Genomic DNA, 13,830 nt, shown 5'->3' with positions numbered 1-13,830 from the left:
TTTTTCTTCATTTTGCTTGGTATTTTGAATTTTTTGATGTATAATGAAAGAAACAAAGTTCGAAGTTCAAAGTAAGGAGTGCGAAGTACAAAGTTCGAAGTTCGTACTTCCTGCCGTTCGGCATTTGTCATTCGGCATTCGAACTTTCCATCGTTCGGCCTTTATTTTGAGGAGGTTTTTTATGAAAAAGATATTATTTTTTATTTTGGTACTTGTTTTGACGGTATCATCGTGTAATTTGTTTGTAAATGAAGAATACGGCGAGCTTATTTTGAGCTTTGACGGAACTCTTCCTGACGGAGCAAGGGCCTTGGATTCCAATGGGCTTCCTGTTCTTTCGTCGACGAATATGAAAATCAAGATAGTCAGGGAAAACGGCTATACGATAATACGGGAGCTGGCTGCCGAAGAATCCAAATCCTTAATTGAGCTTGTTCCCATAGGCGAAAAGATCGAGATAACGGTTACGGCCTCTAATGCTTCTTCCCAATGGTCAGGTAAAAAGACCCACACCGTAACCTCAGGCCGAAATCAGGTAATAGTCCTCTTAAGCAAAAAAGCTTCAGGTTTAAATAAGCTGTTGTTTACACAGAAAAAAACAGTTTCCGCATATGGGGACGTTAATTATGACTTAACCCTCTACATGGACGGAAAACCGATTACTGTGCCCCAATCAACCGCTGAAGGGCATATCTTTGCCCGAGACAGTTTGGGAAGAGTGTATGTACGATATAAAGCCGGCGATACCTATGTTGTACGCTATACGAGCGAGGGTGACGTAAATGCATATAACGCGCTATCTCTTGACTTTCTTGCAAACGATTATACAACGGGGAAAATGTACGGACTGTCGGTCCACGACTTAAAAGAGATAGATGAAGATCTGAACTATACTTCGGGTTACCCTCCGCCAGTGGTTATATCCGTCCCCTTTGCCGCAGATAAGGGCATATTTACATGGGCAGACTTAGGTTCAAGCATGATTTATTTATGGAAAAGCGGTATGGTTGCTGCTACTTCTGGAGTTTTCCACACTCAAGCCGATACCTATCATTTAAATGATAATGCCGGCTTTAAAGTAAAAGACATTTTTATCCGCGGCAGTTATGTATATGTGCTTTTTGCAGGTGTAAATGATACGATAAGTCCGACTAATGCAAATATTTACAGCTTCGGTGCGGTGCTCAAATGGAAGATAGGTACTAATCCAAACGGTGGGCCTCGGTTTGAGGGGAATCCGGAGATTATCGGAATGGAAGCAAATCGCGTCTTTGCAGACGGTGTATTGCAAAATTACGACTACAGTAAAAACTTTTACGGGGCGGTAAAGGTAATCGGCTTTGACGAGGACAATATCTATATCGCCGACGACGGCTTCGATGCCGCAGATACTCCCGCAGGTGCCCGTATTGTTAAAAACCGCAACCGTATAGGCGTGCTTAACATGAACACCAATGCCCTGACCTTTACCGATGCATACCCCGCAAAGTGGTATACGGAATGGAAAGAGTGGAGAACTCCGAATACCAAGACGATTGTATGGAAGCGTAATGGGCCCGGCTTTGAGTACTATCAAATTGACAGGGGCGATGAAGTTCTAAGCGGCGATAAAAAATTTACAGGAAGTAACATCTATAAAGATGTTTTCTGTTATGACTTGGACGGCAACCTGTATATTGTAAAAAACGATGGTAAGATAAGTATGTATCCTCAGGTTGAAGGAGCTTATTCCGGGAACTTGCAATATACAACTAATGACGCCTTTAGCAATCTTAAGCCTGAAAGCGGTATGGCTGTAGACAGCTCCGCTTCCGATGGTTATAAGTATCTATAACTATGTTGATAATAATAAGATAAAACGCCTGGAATGGGAGGGCGATGCTTTTGCAAGTGCTGCTGACGATGCAGGTTTTGCAGGCGGCGGAATACAAATATCAGGTTCATATACTGTTTCCGCAATGGCGGCAAATAAAGACGGTCTTTTTGTTGCGGTAAAAGATACAGACAAGCTTATTGTGAAAAAGTATCATAGAGATGGAACTCTTGCTTACATGTCTGAAATAAATACATATTCTAATAGCAGCAGCTTATCCCCCGTTGTAGAGTTTATACATTCTATGCAGATTCTTAACGGAAGGCTCTATGCCGTAAGTTATAAAACCGAGGGGGCGGGAGATGAAGGTAATCATATTGATGGAAACGACTCGCAAGCTGTTGTAAGCGGCAGGCTTTTGGACTTAGGACCTGCTTCCGGGAATCTGTCTAATGAACCTACCGAATTGTGGAGGGGTACGGAGAAAGAGAAGGGCTATGCTCCCTACCGTTTTATTGCCGTAAAGCCCAAAGAATTGGTTATCGCAAACGACGGTTTTTACGGTGAGGATACTTATCAAGGAATTCAACCGGGTAATCAAAGAAACAAGGTGCTTACCTTCAGTTTAAGCGGCACCTTATTGAACGAAATCTCTACCAATGCTACATTCTCAAGAGAATTAGAGCACAAAGGTCCGGGCTGCGGTTTCATTTGGTATTAAGTGAATAACCCTCTTATAAGTCTTTCCGTTCCGGTATACGGAACGGAAAGCACCTTACCCGCCTTGTTGGACAGTATCTTGGAGCAGCAGCCCCTTCACGAAAGTTCGGTTCGGGAGGGGGATTTCTTTTTAACCGAAGAAGCTTCTTTGCGCTCCCTGCGCTCTTCGCGGTTCCTTCCCATCGAAATCCTCATCGTCAATGACGGAAGTCCCGGCGGTTCAGCCCTGCCTAAAATCATCAAACCCTATAAAAAAAAATTCAAAGCCCTCGGCGTTCCCCTTACGCTTTTGGAACACCGCAAAAACCTGGGTCTTGTCGAAGCTCGCAGAACGGGGGCTATGGCCGCATCGGGAGAGTGGGTATGCTGTATAGATTCCGATGACATCCTGCCTCCCGAAGCTTTACTGAACTTTTACAAAGGCCTGCTTGCTTCAGGCAACGGAAACCTTGCCTATGCTGCAGATATTATTCACGGTAAAATGCGTTTATTTGTTCCGGGGCTGGACCCGTCGGATAAAAAGGCAGCGGAAAAATTCAATGCTTTTTCAAAAAGTGTGCAGTCGATACATAAGGGTTTTCTTTCCGGAGAAGATGTCCTGGAAAATTTTCTTACCAAAAAAGAGCATTCGAGTTTTTTATGCGCTAAACTATTCCGTACCCGTCTTTTACAAGAAGTGTATGCCGAGCTTCCTCATACTTTTTGTACTATGGCCGAAGACTTGCTTTTGTATTTTTTTGTACTTTTAAAAAAACCATCGTACTACGGCATCGATTCTTTTGTGTATAATTACACTAATGATACAGGTATCACATCCAATACCGAAATCACAAGCCTTGAGCGCTGGGAAAAAGCCTGTACCGCCGCCTCCGTTTTTACCGTCATTTTTGATTATTTGCAGGAACATCCGCTTGACTGTCCCCGTGCCGCCGAGTTCACCCCCGCTTTGGAAAAACTCTGCCTTAATCACGCCATGATGAACCTGCATCATCTGGAGCGCGTTACCCCTTCTTTGCGCGAAGAAGCCTACAAAATTCTTTGTGATTACTGGGGCGAAGACTATGTAAAGCGGGTGGAAAAAATGACGAAGTAGAAAGTGCGAAGTTCGACCTTCGTCGTTCGGCATTCGAACTTCCCATCATTCGTACTTTCGGCACCTTGACTATGTATGCAATCACATATATACTATAAATTAAAAGAGAGCTGGAGATGATTTTTGAATGGGATGAGGTTAAAAATGAAACTAACATAAAAAAACATGACGGTATTTCATTCAGAATAGCAGCTCGTATTTTTCTCGATAATAAGCGTATAGAAAAATACGACGAGCAACATTCAACTATTGAAGAACAGCGTTGGAATGCGATCGGTCTTGTTGAAGATGTGCTTTTTGTTGTGTTTACGGAACGAAAGAACAATATAATTAGGCTTATATCTGCACGAAAAGCAAATCAGGAGGAAATAAATGAATACTATAGTAACTATGACATTAGATGATTTAAAGAAAACTCCGCTCACAGAAGAAGAAAAACAAACTATCCGAAAAGCAAAGTCTATCCCTGCTGATGATTGCCCCGAACAATCTAAAGAAGATCTTGCCAAATTCAAACCATGGTATGAAGTACATAAAAAAGATGAAAATAGTATTAAAATAGATGCTGATGTATTGGAATGGTTTAAAGCTCAAGGTAAAGGCTATAAAACAAAAATTAATGCTGTTTTACGTTCTTATGCGTTTGGCTGATGAGGCTGCAAAGTACAAAGTGCGAAGTGCGGCATTCGTCATTTCAGCGTTCGACATTCGACCTTTCCATCGTTCGTCCTTAGTAATAGGTGACCTATTACAGCTAAAATATGGCACATATTTCAGTACTATACTAGGCGGCCTCGTGGGATATTACAAAATTGGTTTATTGCGGGTTAATTTTATAAAGCTTCAATTTCTTCTTTGCAAAGCCTTGTCATTTGCATAATAAAATCAAGTTCGCAATTTGCTTGTTTCATCAGCTTTGCTGTTTCATGTTCTTCGGCACGCTGTACGGTTATATCGGTTTCATAATCATATTCGGCCAATAACATGTTTATTACCTCCTCTTTTTGAAACGAGGGCATCTCCTGCGTCGCACGGCAAAAAAGTGCCCTCGACATATACCCGATACGCCTGAGGCCGCCACGGATGGCGGTGGTTTCAACTTTACGATGTTTTGAGCAAAGCTCAAAACTCGAAGATGAAAAATGTACAAGGATGTACATTTTTCATCGGCCTTGAATCTGCTCCGCCTATTTTCAAAAAGGCTTATTCTTATAATGATTTCACTTCTTGAATGCTTAAACCCGTTCCTTCAGCTATTTTAGCAATGTCAAAGCCAAGGCGCTTAAATGCTGCAGCAGTTTCAAGGGCTTTTTGGTGTGAGCCTTGTTCAATACCTTGCTCAATACCTTGCTCAATACCTCGTTCAATACCTTGCTCAATACCCTCGGCAAAGGCTATTTCACGTTCTTCAGCACGCTGTACGGCTATATCTGTTTCATAATCATATTCGGCGAGTAACATGTTGATTACCTCCTTAGTCTTGCGTTTTAGATAGTCTCTCAAAATATTGTTTTGTATACATTCCTCAATGGCTTTTTGAAAGCCGTTTTGAGAATCAGTTTTTTTCCATCTCCTTACCGTTTCTACAAATACGGTGTATTCCTGCATCGTTTTGCAGTTTTCCAGTATAGGATGCCTATTGTTCCGGTTTATGTTTATTACCTTAACGGTTAATTCAAGGTTGGGTTTTTCTGTGCTTTCTATAAAGGCTTCCGAGAGTTTTAGTGTTTTATCGGAAGGAAAAGGTTCTTCCCCATTGTAGAAAACATAGAATTCCGGGGTTGGAATATTAAGAAGTTTACGGCTATATTTTTCTTTTGATTCAAAGAAGGTTTCGTAAAGGCGGCTGATGTATTCAAGGCAGCGTAAAGGCATGTTGGGATTGATAGTTGATTGATGCTCCGCTAGAACTATAATTTTGTTTTCTACAAGGTAGGACACATCATTATAAAAAGTCATGTACAAGACTTGATCCAAGCGGATGTTCTTCAAAGCATCCGCAGCTGTAAGAGAAGTACCATGCAGAGCATTATAAAGCGATAAAAAGTTTTCTTTTGCCTTTTCATCTTCGCTGAATAAATCGACGAAGACCGAGTCTTTATATTTTCTGTTTGAAGTACTCATAGCTATGTCTCCTTGCCGTTCGTATTATAACATAGATTAGCAAGTTTTTAAAGAGTTATAGACAGATATTTTAAGGGAGAAGTGCGAAGTTCAAAGTGCGAAGGACAAATGGCGAAGTGAGAAGTACGGCATTCGTACTTTCAGACATTCGATATTTCCATCATTCGAACTTTCCAATTTTTTTAAAAAAATTTTACTATTTATTCAAAGTAAAACCCTATAATTATGTGAAGGCAGGAAGGAAGATACTGCCTGACACCTAAAATAGGAGTTCTTATGAATGAAGAGAAAATTTTAAACCCCAAGACCGATTGGGTATTCAAGCTGATGTTTTCCAAAGGCGAGGAAGGAAACAAGGCTCTCATAAGCTTTCTTAATGCTTTTTTGGAAGATTCCTACGGTAAAATCACAAAGGCCGACATCCTTAACACCGAGCTCATCAGGGATAGGCCGGCCGGAGAAACCTACCGCCTTGATTTTTTGATTAAGACCGATACAGGTCTTCTTGTAGACCTTGAAATGCAGCAGTTTTGGAAAGCCAATTACCCAAGGCGAAATCAAATGTACCTGATGCGCATGGCCTCACGATTTTTAAAGACCGAGCCTAAAGAAGATGATTTTTTGTACGCAATAAGCCTTTCGGTGTTCGGCTGTGACGTTCCTAAAAATGCAGAACTTGTAAGAGTATCTGAGAGCTCTGTAATTCAATATCTTTATGTTGAATTAAACGAGCTAATAGTTTATACTATGAAAAAGAGCTTGGAAGATTATAGCCTAAAAGACTTTTGGATAAGGTTTTTAGCCAACTATGAAAAAGACAAAAGAAGCGGAATGTTGGAAGAATTGTGTAAATTGGAGGAGGGAATAAGGATGGCAGAAGCAACACTCTTTAGGGTAACGGATGAAGAGAGGCGGATGGCAATAGAACTCTCTAACGAAAAATACGAGATGTATGTCGAATGTGAAAGGAATGAAGCTAGAAGAGAGGGATTAGCTGAAGGCCGTGCCGCGGGTTTGGAAGAAGGTTTGGCCGAAGGCTCATACCAAAATAAACTCGAAACGGCAAAAAACTTACTTGAAATGGGATTTGCTCTAGAGATTATTTCAAAAGCCACCGGCCTAAGCAAAGAAGAAGTGGAAAAACTTTAGAAAAGTTACTCGCAATAAATCAAGCTTTCCGGATGATGATTCGATATATAAAGTGATGTATCTTGCGATACGCAATGCGAGTAAAAGGTGGACTATGCCTTTGACCCACCTGACGACTTCGTACTTCCTACCGTTCGGCATTCGTACTTCCCATCATTCGACCTTTGCTGTTTGTCGTTCGGCATTCGAACTTTTCCTAGTTCGCCCTTTTTAGTACATCAAATACCTTTTCCTCTTCTTTAAAAACCTTTGTTCGTCCTTTTCGATAAATTTAAGGTACTCATCTAAGGAAAGGCTCATTGTGCTTAGCTTATCCGTTCCGGTTAATAGATTTAGGCCGCAGTGTTTTACGGGGTAGTTGTTTATCTTAAACTTATCCGGATACATTTCCTTTATCTTGTACATCACTGCAATTCCGGTCTTTACGGGTAAAAATTTGTTTTTATCCTTTACGATTATCTGAATCCCCTCGCATAGCTCATCCTTATAAACCGAAAGAGAGGGTGTAAAATAAGCGGGTTTAAAAAATACTCCGGCAAGGTTGAGAGCATTTAGTTTTTCTGCCAAGGCTTCAGCCTCTATGTAGGGGGCTCCTATGTATTTAAAGGGCATTGTGGTTCCGCGGCCTACCGAAATATTTACTCCTTCAAAAATACAAAAGCCGGAATAGACCAAGGCTGTATCGGGTGTGGGAATATTGGGCGAGGGCGGAATCCACATCAAATTGAGGTCCTCAAAATAATCTTCCCTCTTCCAGTCCTGCATCGGGATTACTTTTAAATTACAGCCTATCTTAAATTCCTCATTGAACATCAAGGCTAATTCCCCGCAAGTCATTCCGTGACGCTGCACAATGGGAAAATAGCCTGTAAAGGATCTATATTCCTCTTCCAAGATATTTCCCTCGACATTTATTCCGTTTATGGGATTGGGCCTGTCAAAAACTACAAAGGTCTTTCTGTCACGGGCGCAGGCCTCCATGGCATAGGCCATTGTGTAAATATATGTGTAAAACCTTGCGCCTACATCCTGAATATCGAAGCATAAAACATCCACTTGCTGCAGCATTTCCTTTGTAGGCCGCTTTGTTTTTCCGTAAAGGCTGTAAACGGTAAGCTCCGTTCTTTTGTCTACCGTGTTGGAAATTCCTGCGCCCTCCCTTGCGTTTCCCCTTATTCCGTGTTCGGGAGAAAAGAGGGCTTTAAGATTTGTTTTTTCATATAGAATTTCGATGCTCGATCTTCCCAAAGAATCTATGCCTGTTTGGTTGGTAATCAAGCCTATTCTTTTTCCTTTAAAAAGAATAGAAAAATCGTCTACTCGTTCAATGCCGAGCTTAAAATCCGGCTTGTCCGTTTTTTCTTTAGTAAAGGCAAGGATTGTAAGGCTAAAAAAGAAAAATAAACAAAAGGCCTTTTTCATTTTACCTTTCCTTCGGAATGGCGTTTTGCCAAATTTTTCTTTGAGTGCCTTGAGGTCAGCTCTTCGAATATCTCTTTTGCTTTTTTGCTTTTTAAAAAAACTCTCAATGCAGCCGATTTCCTTGACTGTTTTTTTATACCTTCCATAAGGGCTTTTAGGTCTTTGTAGGAACCTTCGTTGCCGTAGATTTCGGGAATCGTATCTATAATTTCTTTTCTGCCTATTGCAAGTTCAATAAGCATTTGATCCAGCATAGCATTATCATAATTTTTAAATGCGGAATAAATAAGGGTTGTAAGGGCTCCATAGTTTTTTGCAAGATAAAAATCGCCCTCATACTTTCCGCGAAAGTTTTTTCCGAAAAGGGCAGGGGTGTTTTTTGCACTTGTAAAGATTATAATTATTAAGTCTTCTTTAGGATCGATTACGGTCAAGGTTCCCGTCCAGCCCGTGTGGCCTATTGTGTTTGGGCTTGCAAGCTGTGAAAAGGCCCAGGCATAGCTGTTATTAAGCCCCTGCCTCCTCCATCCTAAACCTGCCTGCGAAAAAAAGTTTCCCTGACTGGTAAATAAATTCAAAACGCTTGAATCAAATAGTTTGACGTTTTCGTATCCTCCGCCGTTCAGCATAACCTGAGCAAGAACCGCTATACTTTTTGCATTTGCAAAAAGCCCTGCATGACCGCTTACCTGATTCATGGAATTATAGGCCTCAGGATCATGCACTGTTCCGTGAACAGGCAAGTATTTTAGATCCTTAAATTTTAAATCCTTTGTTCTTTTGGGGGAGCGTATTTCGGTTGCGGTAATATCTTCTTTTGTAAAGCCTTTTTTTAAGGGCTCATAGCAAACCGATGATAGGTTTAAGGGCTTATAAAGATTTTCTTCCGCGTATTTATCCAAGGGAAGCCCTGTTACCTTTTCTATAATAAAGCCTAAGAGCATATAGTCTATATCCGAGTATAAGACCTCCGTACGGGGCGGATATATTAGCGGAGTGCTGCAAATAAGCTCTAAAACAATTTCCTTGTTTTGTCTTTTATCGGCCTTCTTTTTTTTAGTTATCTTTTTGTTTACATAGTATTGAGCCCCGGCAGGAAAACCCGCCTGATGCTTTAATAAGTCTTCAATGGTGATCTCGCTTTTTCCCTTAAAAAGAGCTCTCTTTTTATCCTTAAACTCCGGGAAAAAACTGCTTACCTTATCGTAAATTGAAATTTTTTCTTCGGATAGAAGCTTTTGTAAGGCAAAATTTACCGTGTACATCTTGGTATTGCTCGCCAAATCGAAAAGGGTTTTATCCGTAATAGGCTTTTTATTTATCAGAGGAGCACCGAACTCGTCTACTGTGCTTATATAACCGTAGGCCGAGTTTTTTATCATTTTTCCGTCCTTTACCACTACAATTTGTGCAGATGGAAACCCGTTTTCTATTTCTGCCTTCATAAGGTCGTCTATTATTTGAAAGGCCCTATAGTTTACATTATTTAATTTTTCTTTTTTTTCGATAATGGAAGGGTAGGGGATTTTTACCGACAGGGTATAATCCTTATCAAAGCTTTTTTCGGCTTCAATATTTGTAATAAGTAAATTATTGGTGCCGTTTATTACATCATCTCCAATGTAGATTTGAGTATATTTATTTTTGCATATTTTTTTTGTATCTATTTTTTTTCCGTTTAAATATAAGAAAAAGCTTTTTATATTTTCAGTATAAAAATAAACGGTTCCTTGACCCTTATAAGCCTTAAAGGGAATAAAACTGTTCGGCAAAATTGAAGGATCAAATTTTTCATCTTCCGGAGGAAAGCTTACATCCGTCTGAAAGCCTAAAAAGCCGTCTTCGGTTTTTTCCGATTTATAAAATATTTCCGCTTCTGCCCGATTGGTCCTTATCGTTCTTATTCGAGCCGAGCGGCATGACAGTATTAAAGCAACAAAAAAAATGCACAAAAACTTCTTCATTTATGCATTGTATCATAAAATTTAAAAATATAAAAGAAGAAAAATTTCTTCTTGCACATCAAAGGATTATCGTATATAATAAATTCGGAGGTAATTTATGTCACAATTTAAACTGCAAAAAGCGACTGCCGAAGTTCTGGATAAATTGATAAAGCCTATTTCATCGATTACCGGTCCGAATAATGAGGGTTTTTTACTGACTGCAGGATGCGGAACCGGGCGTGAACAATGGAATACAATGACTGCCGGCTGGGGATCTATAGGGTTTTTATGGAATAAGCTGACAGCTACCGTTTATGTAAGGCCCACCAGATATACTTCCGAATTTATCGATAAAGAAGATTATATAACTCTTTCTTTTTTTGACGAAAATGATCCATGGGCTAGGAACACTCTGGCTTTTTGCGGATCCGTTTCGGGACGAAACGTCGATAAGGCAAGAGAAACAGGCTTAAAGCCCGTTATGCTTGATGAGGGCGTTATCTCCTTTGAGCGTGCTAAGCTTGTGCTTTCATGCCGTAAGCTATACCGCAGCGAATTCGATATGGATTTATTTATTGATCCTCAAATTATAGTAGATTCATACCCAAAAAAAAACTTTCATTACGTTTATATTTGTGAGATAATCAACATCTACACAAAATAAGTATATTTCAAGGGGCTTAGCGTCCTATGATGGATATGTTAGCGCCGAACCATTTTTTACTCGTTTTTTCTAAAAAATCGGTTTTAGCCATATCTTTTAAGGTTGATTCGACTGCATTCATCAGGGCAAGATCTCTTTTTCTAAAGGCTATAACATATTCTTCATATGCTATAGCCTCATCAAGAACTCTGTATGATCCTGTTCTTGCCTGCTGCAGGCTGTTAATTGAAAGAAGGTCGTATAATACACATTCTACCTCATCCTTTTCAAGAGCATTTAAGGCTTCTTGGGCTCCCTGAAAGATAACCGTCTTTTTAAATGCTCCGTGAGTAAATTCGGCTTTTTTAAGACTTTCCTGTATAAATGATGAGGCCGTAACTCCTATTTTCTTGTCCCTTATGTCTTGAATGGAATAGTAAGGTGATTTATCCTTTACGACCAGAATGATAGCACTCTTTATATAAGGTGAGGTAAGAGAATAAATTTCGTCCCGTTCCTTGCTGTATGCAAAGGCGCTCCATATACAGTCTATTTCTCCCTCATTAAGTAGTTTATCTCTTTGCTCCCACTTAATGGCCTTAAAAATCGGTTTTACCTTCATCTTATTGCACAGTTCTTGAGCTATCTCAATATCATAGCCTTCCATTTTTGTCGTAAAAAGATTGAGAAAAGAAAAAGGAGGGTGATCATCTCTTATACCTATTATAAATTCTTTTTTTACTAGAATTTTTGCAAGAGAAATATCGTTTTCTTTTTTTTGTATGCGGACGGCCTTAGGTTTACAAGATGTCATAACCAATACCGCAAATAAAAAGATAAAGCTAAGTTTAAAAATATAATTATAATTTTTTTTCATAATAAATTTTCCTTATCTACTTTCCAAAAATTACTAAATCCGCATCAAACCATTTTCTTGAAATTTTTTCAAGAATACCTTTTTTTTCTAATACGTATAAAACTCTTTCTATTTCCATTTTTAAAGCCTTACTTCCTTTTTTACAGGCATATACATAAGAGTCTAAGGCTACAGCCTGTTCGACAAGACTGTATACATCCGGCTCTTTACTCAGGTATCCAGCTATTGTTGAAATATCTCCGACACAGGCGTCTAATCCAAGAGTTTTTAAGTCTCCCAAAATTTGAGGAATATTATTATATGAGTCATTGATTGAATGTATTTGACTCATCATATCGGGATTATTTTTAATCAAGGCTGCCCCTAAACTTCCTTTTTGTCCGCCTATCTTCTTACCCTTTAGATCTTCGATAGTTTTAATTTCCCTTGATCTTAGAGTTAAAAGAACTATTGCATTGCGTAAATAAGCTTGTGTAAGCTCATAGGTCTCATTTCTCTCATTCGAATAAGAAAACCCTGATGCGATACAGTCTATAGCTCCGGAATTGATAAGCTCGTTTACCTCACTTGGAACTATAGGACGGAATTCTGCCTCTATATTCATTATATTGGCTATTTCTTTAAAGACATCGACATCAAAGCCTATGATTTCATTGTTGTTATTGTAAAAACATATGGGCGGATTGTATACATTTACCCCTACAATAATCTTAGATCTTACAAGAACTTCCGCTAAGGAAACGTCATCGGAAGACATTTCATAGGTTTCATTTTTTTTGCATGAAAACATCAAGCCGAAGAGTAAAATTACCGCAAAAAAAAATGCCTTTGAGTTTAATTTATTACGCATGAAACCAATATATCACAGTATCTGCAAATTGTAAAGAACGGAAAAGAAGCTTGTTTTTGAATTTCCATTTATTGAAACTTTTATCAAAAAATGATAAACTCAAAAACAGGAGAAAATTTGTGAACGATAAGATTGCCATTATCGGAGCAGGCTCTTGGGGAACGGCTGTTGCCTGTTCTCTAGGTAAAAACGGACAAAGGGTTGTTCTTTGGAGCCATAGTGCTTCCGTTGCCGATTCGATAAACACGGACCAAATAAATGTAAAATACTTACCTAACCATAAATTGCCTAAGACTGTTTCTGCCTCTACAGATATGGAGGATGTATGCAAGGATGCTTCTTTTATTTTTTTAGCAAGCCCTTCTCTCTATTTAACCTCAACAGTTGAAGAGTTGCTTAAATTTGCTCCTTTCAGCCATGATGACGGTGAAATGCCTTATCCGACAATAGCAGTGTTGACAAAGGGCTTTATTCCGGATGAAAACGGGGAGCCTCAGTTTATAATAGATGTTTTAGAAAAAATGCTTCCCGATTTTTATAAAAATCATCTGGTCTATGTAGCAGGCCCCAGCCATGGAGAAGAGGTGGCTGAGGGTAAGCTGACAGGTCTTATAGCCGCTTCTCAAAATCCCATGTGCTCTATCCGCTGCCGCGAGATTTTAAAATCGAGGAGTATGCTTGTTTATTCCAGCTTGGACATAATCGGAGTTCAGGTTTGTGCAGCCGCTAAAAATGTTATAGCCGTCGCTTTCGGTGTCTTGGATGCCTTGACGGTAACCTCCGATATCTTCGGCGACAATACCGAATCCCTTCTTTTGGCGGCAGGTTTAAACGAGATTCAGATTATAGGCAGGGCAATGGGGGCTACCCATCCCGAAACCTTTACATCGATTTCCGGAGTGGGGGATTTGGATGTAACTTGCCGAAGTAAGTACGGCAGAAACCGCCGTTTCGGAAACGAAATCATAACAAAAAAGATTCTCCTTTCTTTTGAAAATTTGGACGATCTCATTAAAAATATAGATAAGATAGGCTACTTGCCCGAGGGGGTAGTGGCCTGTAAATACTTGAACATTCTCGCAGAAAAGCGTAATTTAAAGCTGCCCATATGTTCGGGGCTTTATAAAATCTTAAACAAGGAATTAAAACCTCTTGACTTAATAGAAAACTTACTAAAGGGAGATACAAAGTAA

The 13,830-nt window shown here is 39.6% G+C and carries 14 protein-coding genes; 8 read left to right on the top strand and 6 right to left on the bottom strand.

Annotation, left to right across the window (positions count from 1 at the left end):
- The first annotated feature begins 181 nt into the window (after positions 1-181).
- The 5 genes from E4O04_RS10865 (at position 182) to E4O04_RS10845 (ending at position 4,277) form a co-directional block, all read left to right on the top strand.
- Positions 182-1,834, top strand: a complete 1,653-nt coding sequence (locus E4O04_RS10865; protein ID WP_253707941.1) for a hypothetical protein — start codon at positions 182-184, stop codon at positions 1,832-1,834.
- Complete coding sequence (locus E4O04_RS10860) at positions 1,815-2,534, top strand: hypothetical protein (RefSeq protein ID WP_253707938.1); 720 nt, start codon at positions 1,815-1,817, stop codon at positions 2,532-2,534. Before E4O04_RS10865 ends, E4O04_RS10860 begins: the two co-directional genes overlap by 20 nt.
- Entirely contained in the window at positions 2,535-3,626 is a 1,092-nt protein-coding gene (locus tag E4O04_RS10855; protein ID WP_253707935.1) for a glycosyltransferase family 2 protein, read from the top strand.
- 116 nt (positions 3,627-3,742) lie between these two features.
- The gene (locus E4O04_RS10850; protein ID WP_253687318.1) at positions 3,743-4,030 is read left to right on the top strand and encodes a BrnT family toxin; all 288 of its coding nucleotides are present in this window, start codon (positions 3,743-3,745) and stop codon (positions 4,028-4,030) included.
- Positions 3,999-4,277, top strand: a complete 279-nt coding sequence (locus tag E4O04_RS10845) for a BrnA antitoxin family protein (protein WP_253694284.1) — start codon at positions 3,999-4,001, stop codon at positions 4,275-4,277. Before E4O04_RS10850 ends, E4O04_RS10845 begins: the two co-directional genes overlap by 32 nt.
- A gap of 182 nt (positions 4,278-4,459) precedes the next feature.
- On the opposite strand, the gene E4O04_RS10840 is transcribed toward E4O04_RS10845, so the two are convergent.
- Both E4O04_RS10840 and E4O04_RS10835 read right to left on the bottom strand, forming a co-directional pair.
- Positions 4,460-4,612 (bottom strand): hypothetical protein, encoded by a 153-nt coding sequence (locus E4O04_RS10840; RefSeq protein ID WP_253694286.1) that lies wholly within the window; start codon positions 4,610-4,612, stop codon positions 4,460-4,462.
- A 223-nt stretch (positions 4,613-4,835) separates the two neighbouring features.
- The gene (locus E4O04_RS10835) at positions 4,836-5,750 is read right to left on the bottom strand and encodes an Rpn family recombination-promoting nuclease/putative transposase (RefSeq protein WP_253687322.1); all 915 of its coding nucleotides are present in this window, start codon (positions 5,748-5,750) and stop codon (positions 4,836-4,838) included.
- A gap of 276 nt (positions 5,751-6,026) precedes the next feature.
- On the opposite strand from E4O04_RS10835, the gene E4O04_RS10830 reads away from it, so the two are divergent.
- Positions 6,027-6,899 carry a PD-(D/E)XK nuclease family transposase gene (locus tag E4O04_RS10830; protein WP_253707933.1) on the top strand — a complete coding sequence of 291 codons (873 nt, stop codon included), beginning with the start codon at positions 6,027-6,029 and terminating at the stop codon, positions 6,897-6,899.
- Positions 6,900-7,109: 210 nt separating this feature from the next.
- On the opposite strand, the gene E4O04_RS10825 is transcribed toward E4O04_RS10830, so the two are convergent.
- Positions 7,110-8,321: a DUF1343 domain-containing protein gene (locus E4O04_RS10825; RefSeq protein WP_253707930.1), complete on the bottom strand. Its 1,212-nt coding sequence runs from the start codon at positions 8,319-8,321 to the stop codon at positions 7,110-7,112.
- Positions 8,318-10,285 (bottom strand): penicillin binding protein PBP4B, encoded by a 1,968-nt coding sequence (pbp4b, locus tag E4O04_RS10820; protein ID WP_253707927.1) that lies wholly within the window; start codon positions 10,283-10,285, stop codon positions 8,318-8,320. Before pbp4b ends, E4O04_RS10825 begins: the two co-directional genes overlap by 4 nt.
- Positions 10,286-10,382: 97 nt before the next feature.
- Between pbp4b and E4O04_RS10815 the strand changes: the two genes are divergently transcribed.
- Positions 10,383-10,931 carry a hypothetical protein gene (locus E4O04_RS10815; RefSeq protein ID WP_253687329.1) on the top strand — a complete coding sequence of 183 codons (549 nt, stop codon included), beginning with the start codon at positions 10,383-10,385 and terminating at the stop codon, positions 10,929-10,931.
- Positions 10,932-10,947: 16 nt separating this feature from the next.
- Here the strand turns inward: E4O04_RS10815 and E4O04_RS10810 are convergent, their stop codons facing one another.
- Together E4O04_RS10810 and E4O04_RS10805 are read right to left on the bottom strand one after the other, a co-directional pair.
- Positions 10,948-11,787 (bottom strand): substrate-binding periplasmic protein, encoded by an 840-nt coding sequence (locus E4O04_RS10810; protein WP_253687331.1) that lies wholly within the window; start codon positions 11,785-11,787, stop codon positions 10,948-10,950.
- A gap of 16 nt (positions 11,788-11,803) precedes the next feature.
- Positions 11,804-12,637 (bottom strand): ABC transporter substrate-binding protein, encoded by an 834-nt coding sequence (locus E4O04_RS10805; RefSeq protein WP_253707924.1) that lies wholly within the window; start codon positions 12,635-12,637, stop codon positions 11,804-11,806.
- 119 nt (positions 12,638-12,756) lie between these two features.
- Between E4O04_RS10805 and E4O04_RS10800 the strand changes: the two genes are divergently transcribed.
- On the top strand, positions 12,757-13,830 hold the full coding sequence (locus tag E4O04_RS10800; protein WP_253687334.1) for an NAD(P)H-dependent glycerol-3-phosphate dehydrogenase: 1,074 nt from the start codon (positions 12,757-12,759) through the stop codon (positions 13,828-13,830).

Origin of the sequence: Treponema sp. OMZ 799 (genome assembly GCF_024181365.1) — a bacterium.
Classification (GTDB): domain Bacteria; phylum Spirochaetota; class Spirochaetia; order Treponematales; family Treponemataceae; genus Treponema_B.
The sequence above is the reverse complement of the archived record's forward strand: the minus strand, read 5'-3'. Positions and strand labels throughout refer to the sequence as shown.

Coding starts and splice junctions, on each gene's coding strand:
- E4O04_RS10825 (WP_253707930.1), bottom strand. CDS start 8,321: ATGAAAAAGGCCTTTTGTTTATTTTTCTTTTTTAGCCTTACAATCCTT.
- E4O04_RS10835 (WP_253687322.1), bottom strand. CDS start 5,750: ATGAGTACTTCAAACAGAAAATATAAAGACTCGGTCTTCGTCGATTTA.
- pbp4b (WP_253707927.1), bottom strand. CDS start 10,285: ATGAAGAAGTTTTTGTGCATTTTTTTTGTTGCTTTAATACTGTCATGC.
- E4O04_RS10815 (WP_253687329.1), top strand. CDS start 10,383: ATGTCACAATTTAAACTGCAAAAAGCGACTGCCGAAGTTCTGGATAAA.
- E4O04_RS10810 (WP_253687331.1), bottom strand. CDS start 11,787: ATGAAAAAAAATTATAATTATATTTTTAAACTTAGCTTTATCTTTTTA.
- E4O04_RS10805 (WP_253707924.1), bottom strand. CDS start 12,637: ATGCGTAATAAATTAAACTCAAAGGCATTTTTTTTTGCGGTAATTTTA.
- E4O04_RS10840 (WP_253694286.1), bottom strand. CDS start 4,612: ATGTTATTGGCCGAATATGATTATGAAACCGATATAACCGTACAGCGT.
- E4O04_RS10865 (WP_253707941.1), top strand. CDS start 182: ATGAAAAAGATATTATTTTTTATTTTGGTACTTGTTTTGACGGTATCA.
- E4O04_RS10830 (WP_253707933.1), top strand. CDS start 6,027: ATGAATGAAGAGAAAATTTTAAACCCCAAGACCGATTGGGTATTCAAG.
- E4O04_RS10850 (WP_253687318.1), top strand. CDS start 3,743: ATGATTTTTGAATGGGATGAGGTTAAAAATGAAACTAACATAAAAAAA.
- E4O04_RS10860 (WP_253707938.1), top strand. CDS start 1,815: ATGGTTATAAGTATCTATAACTATGTTGATAATAATAAGATAAAACGC.
- E4O04_RS10845 (WP_253694284.1), top strand. CDS start 3,999: ATGAATACTATAGTAACTATGACATTAGATGATTTAAAGAAAACTCCG.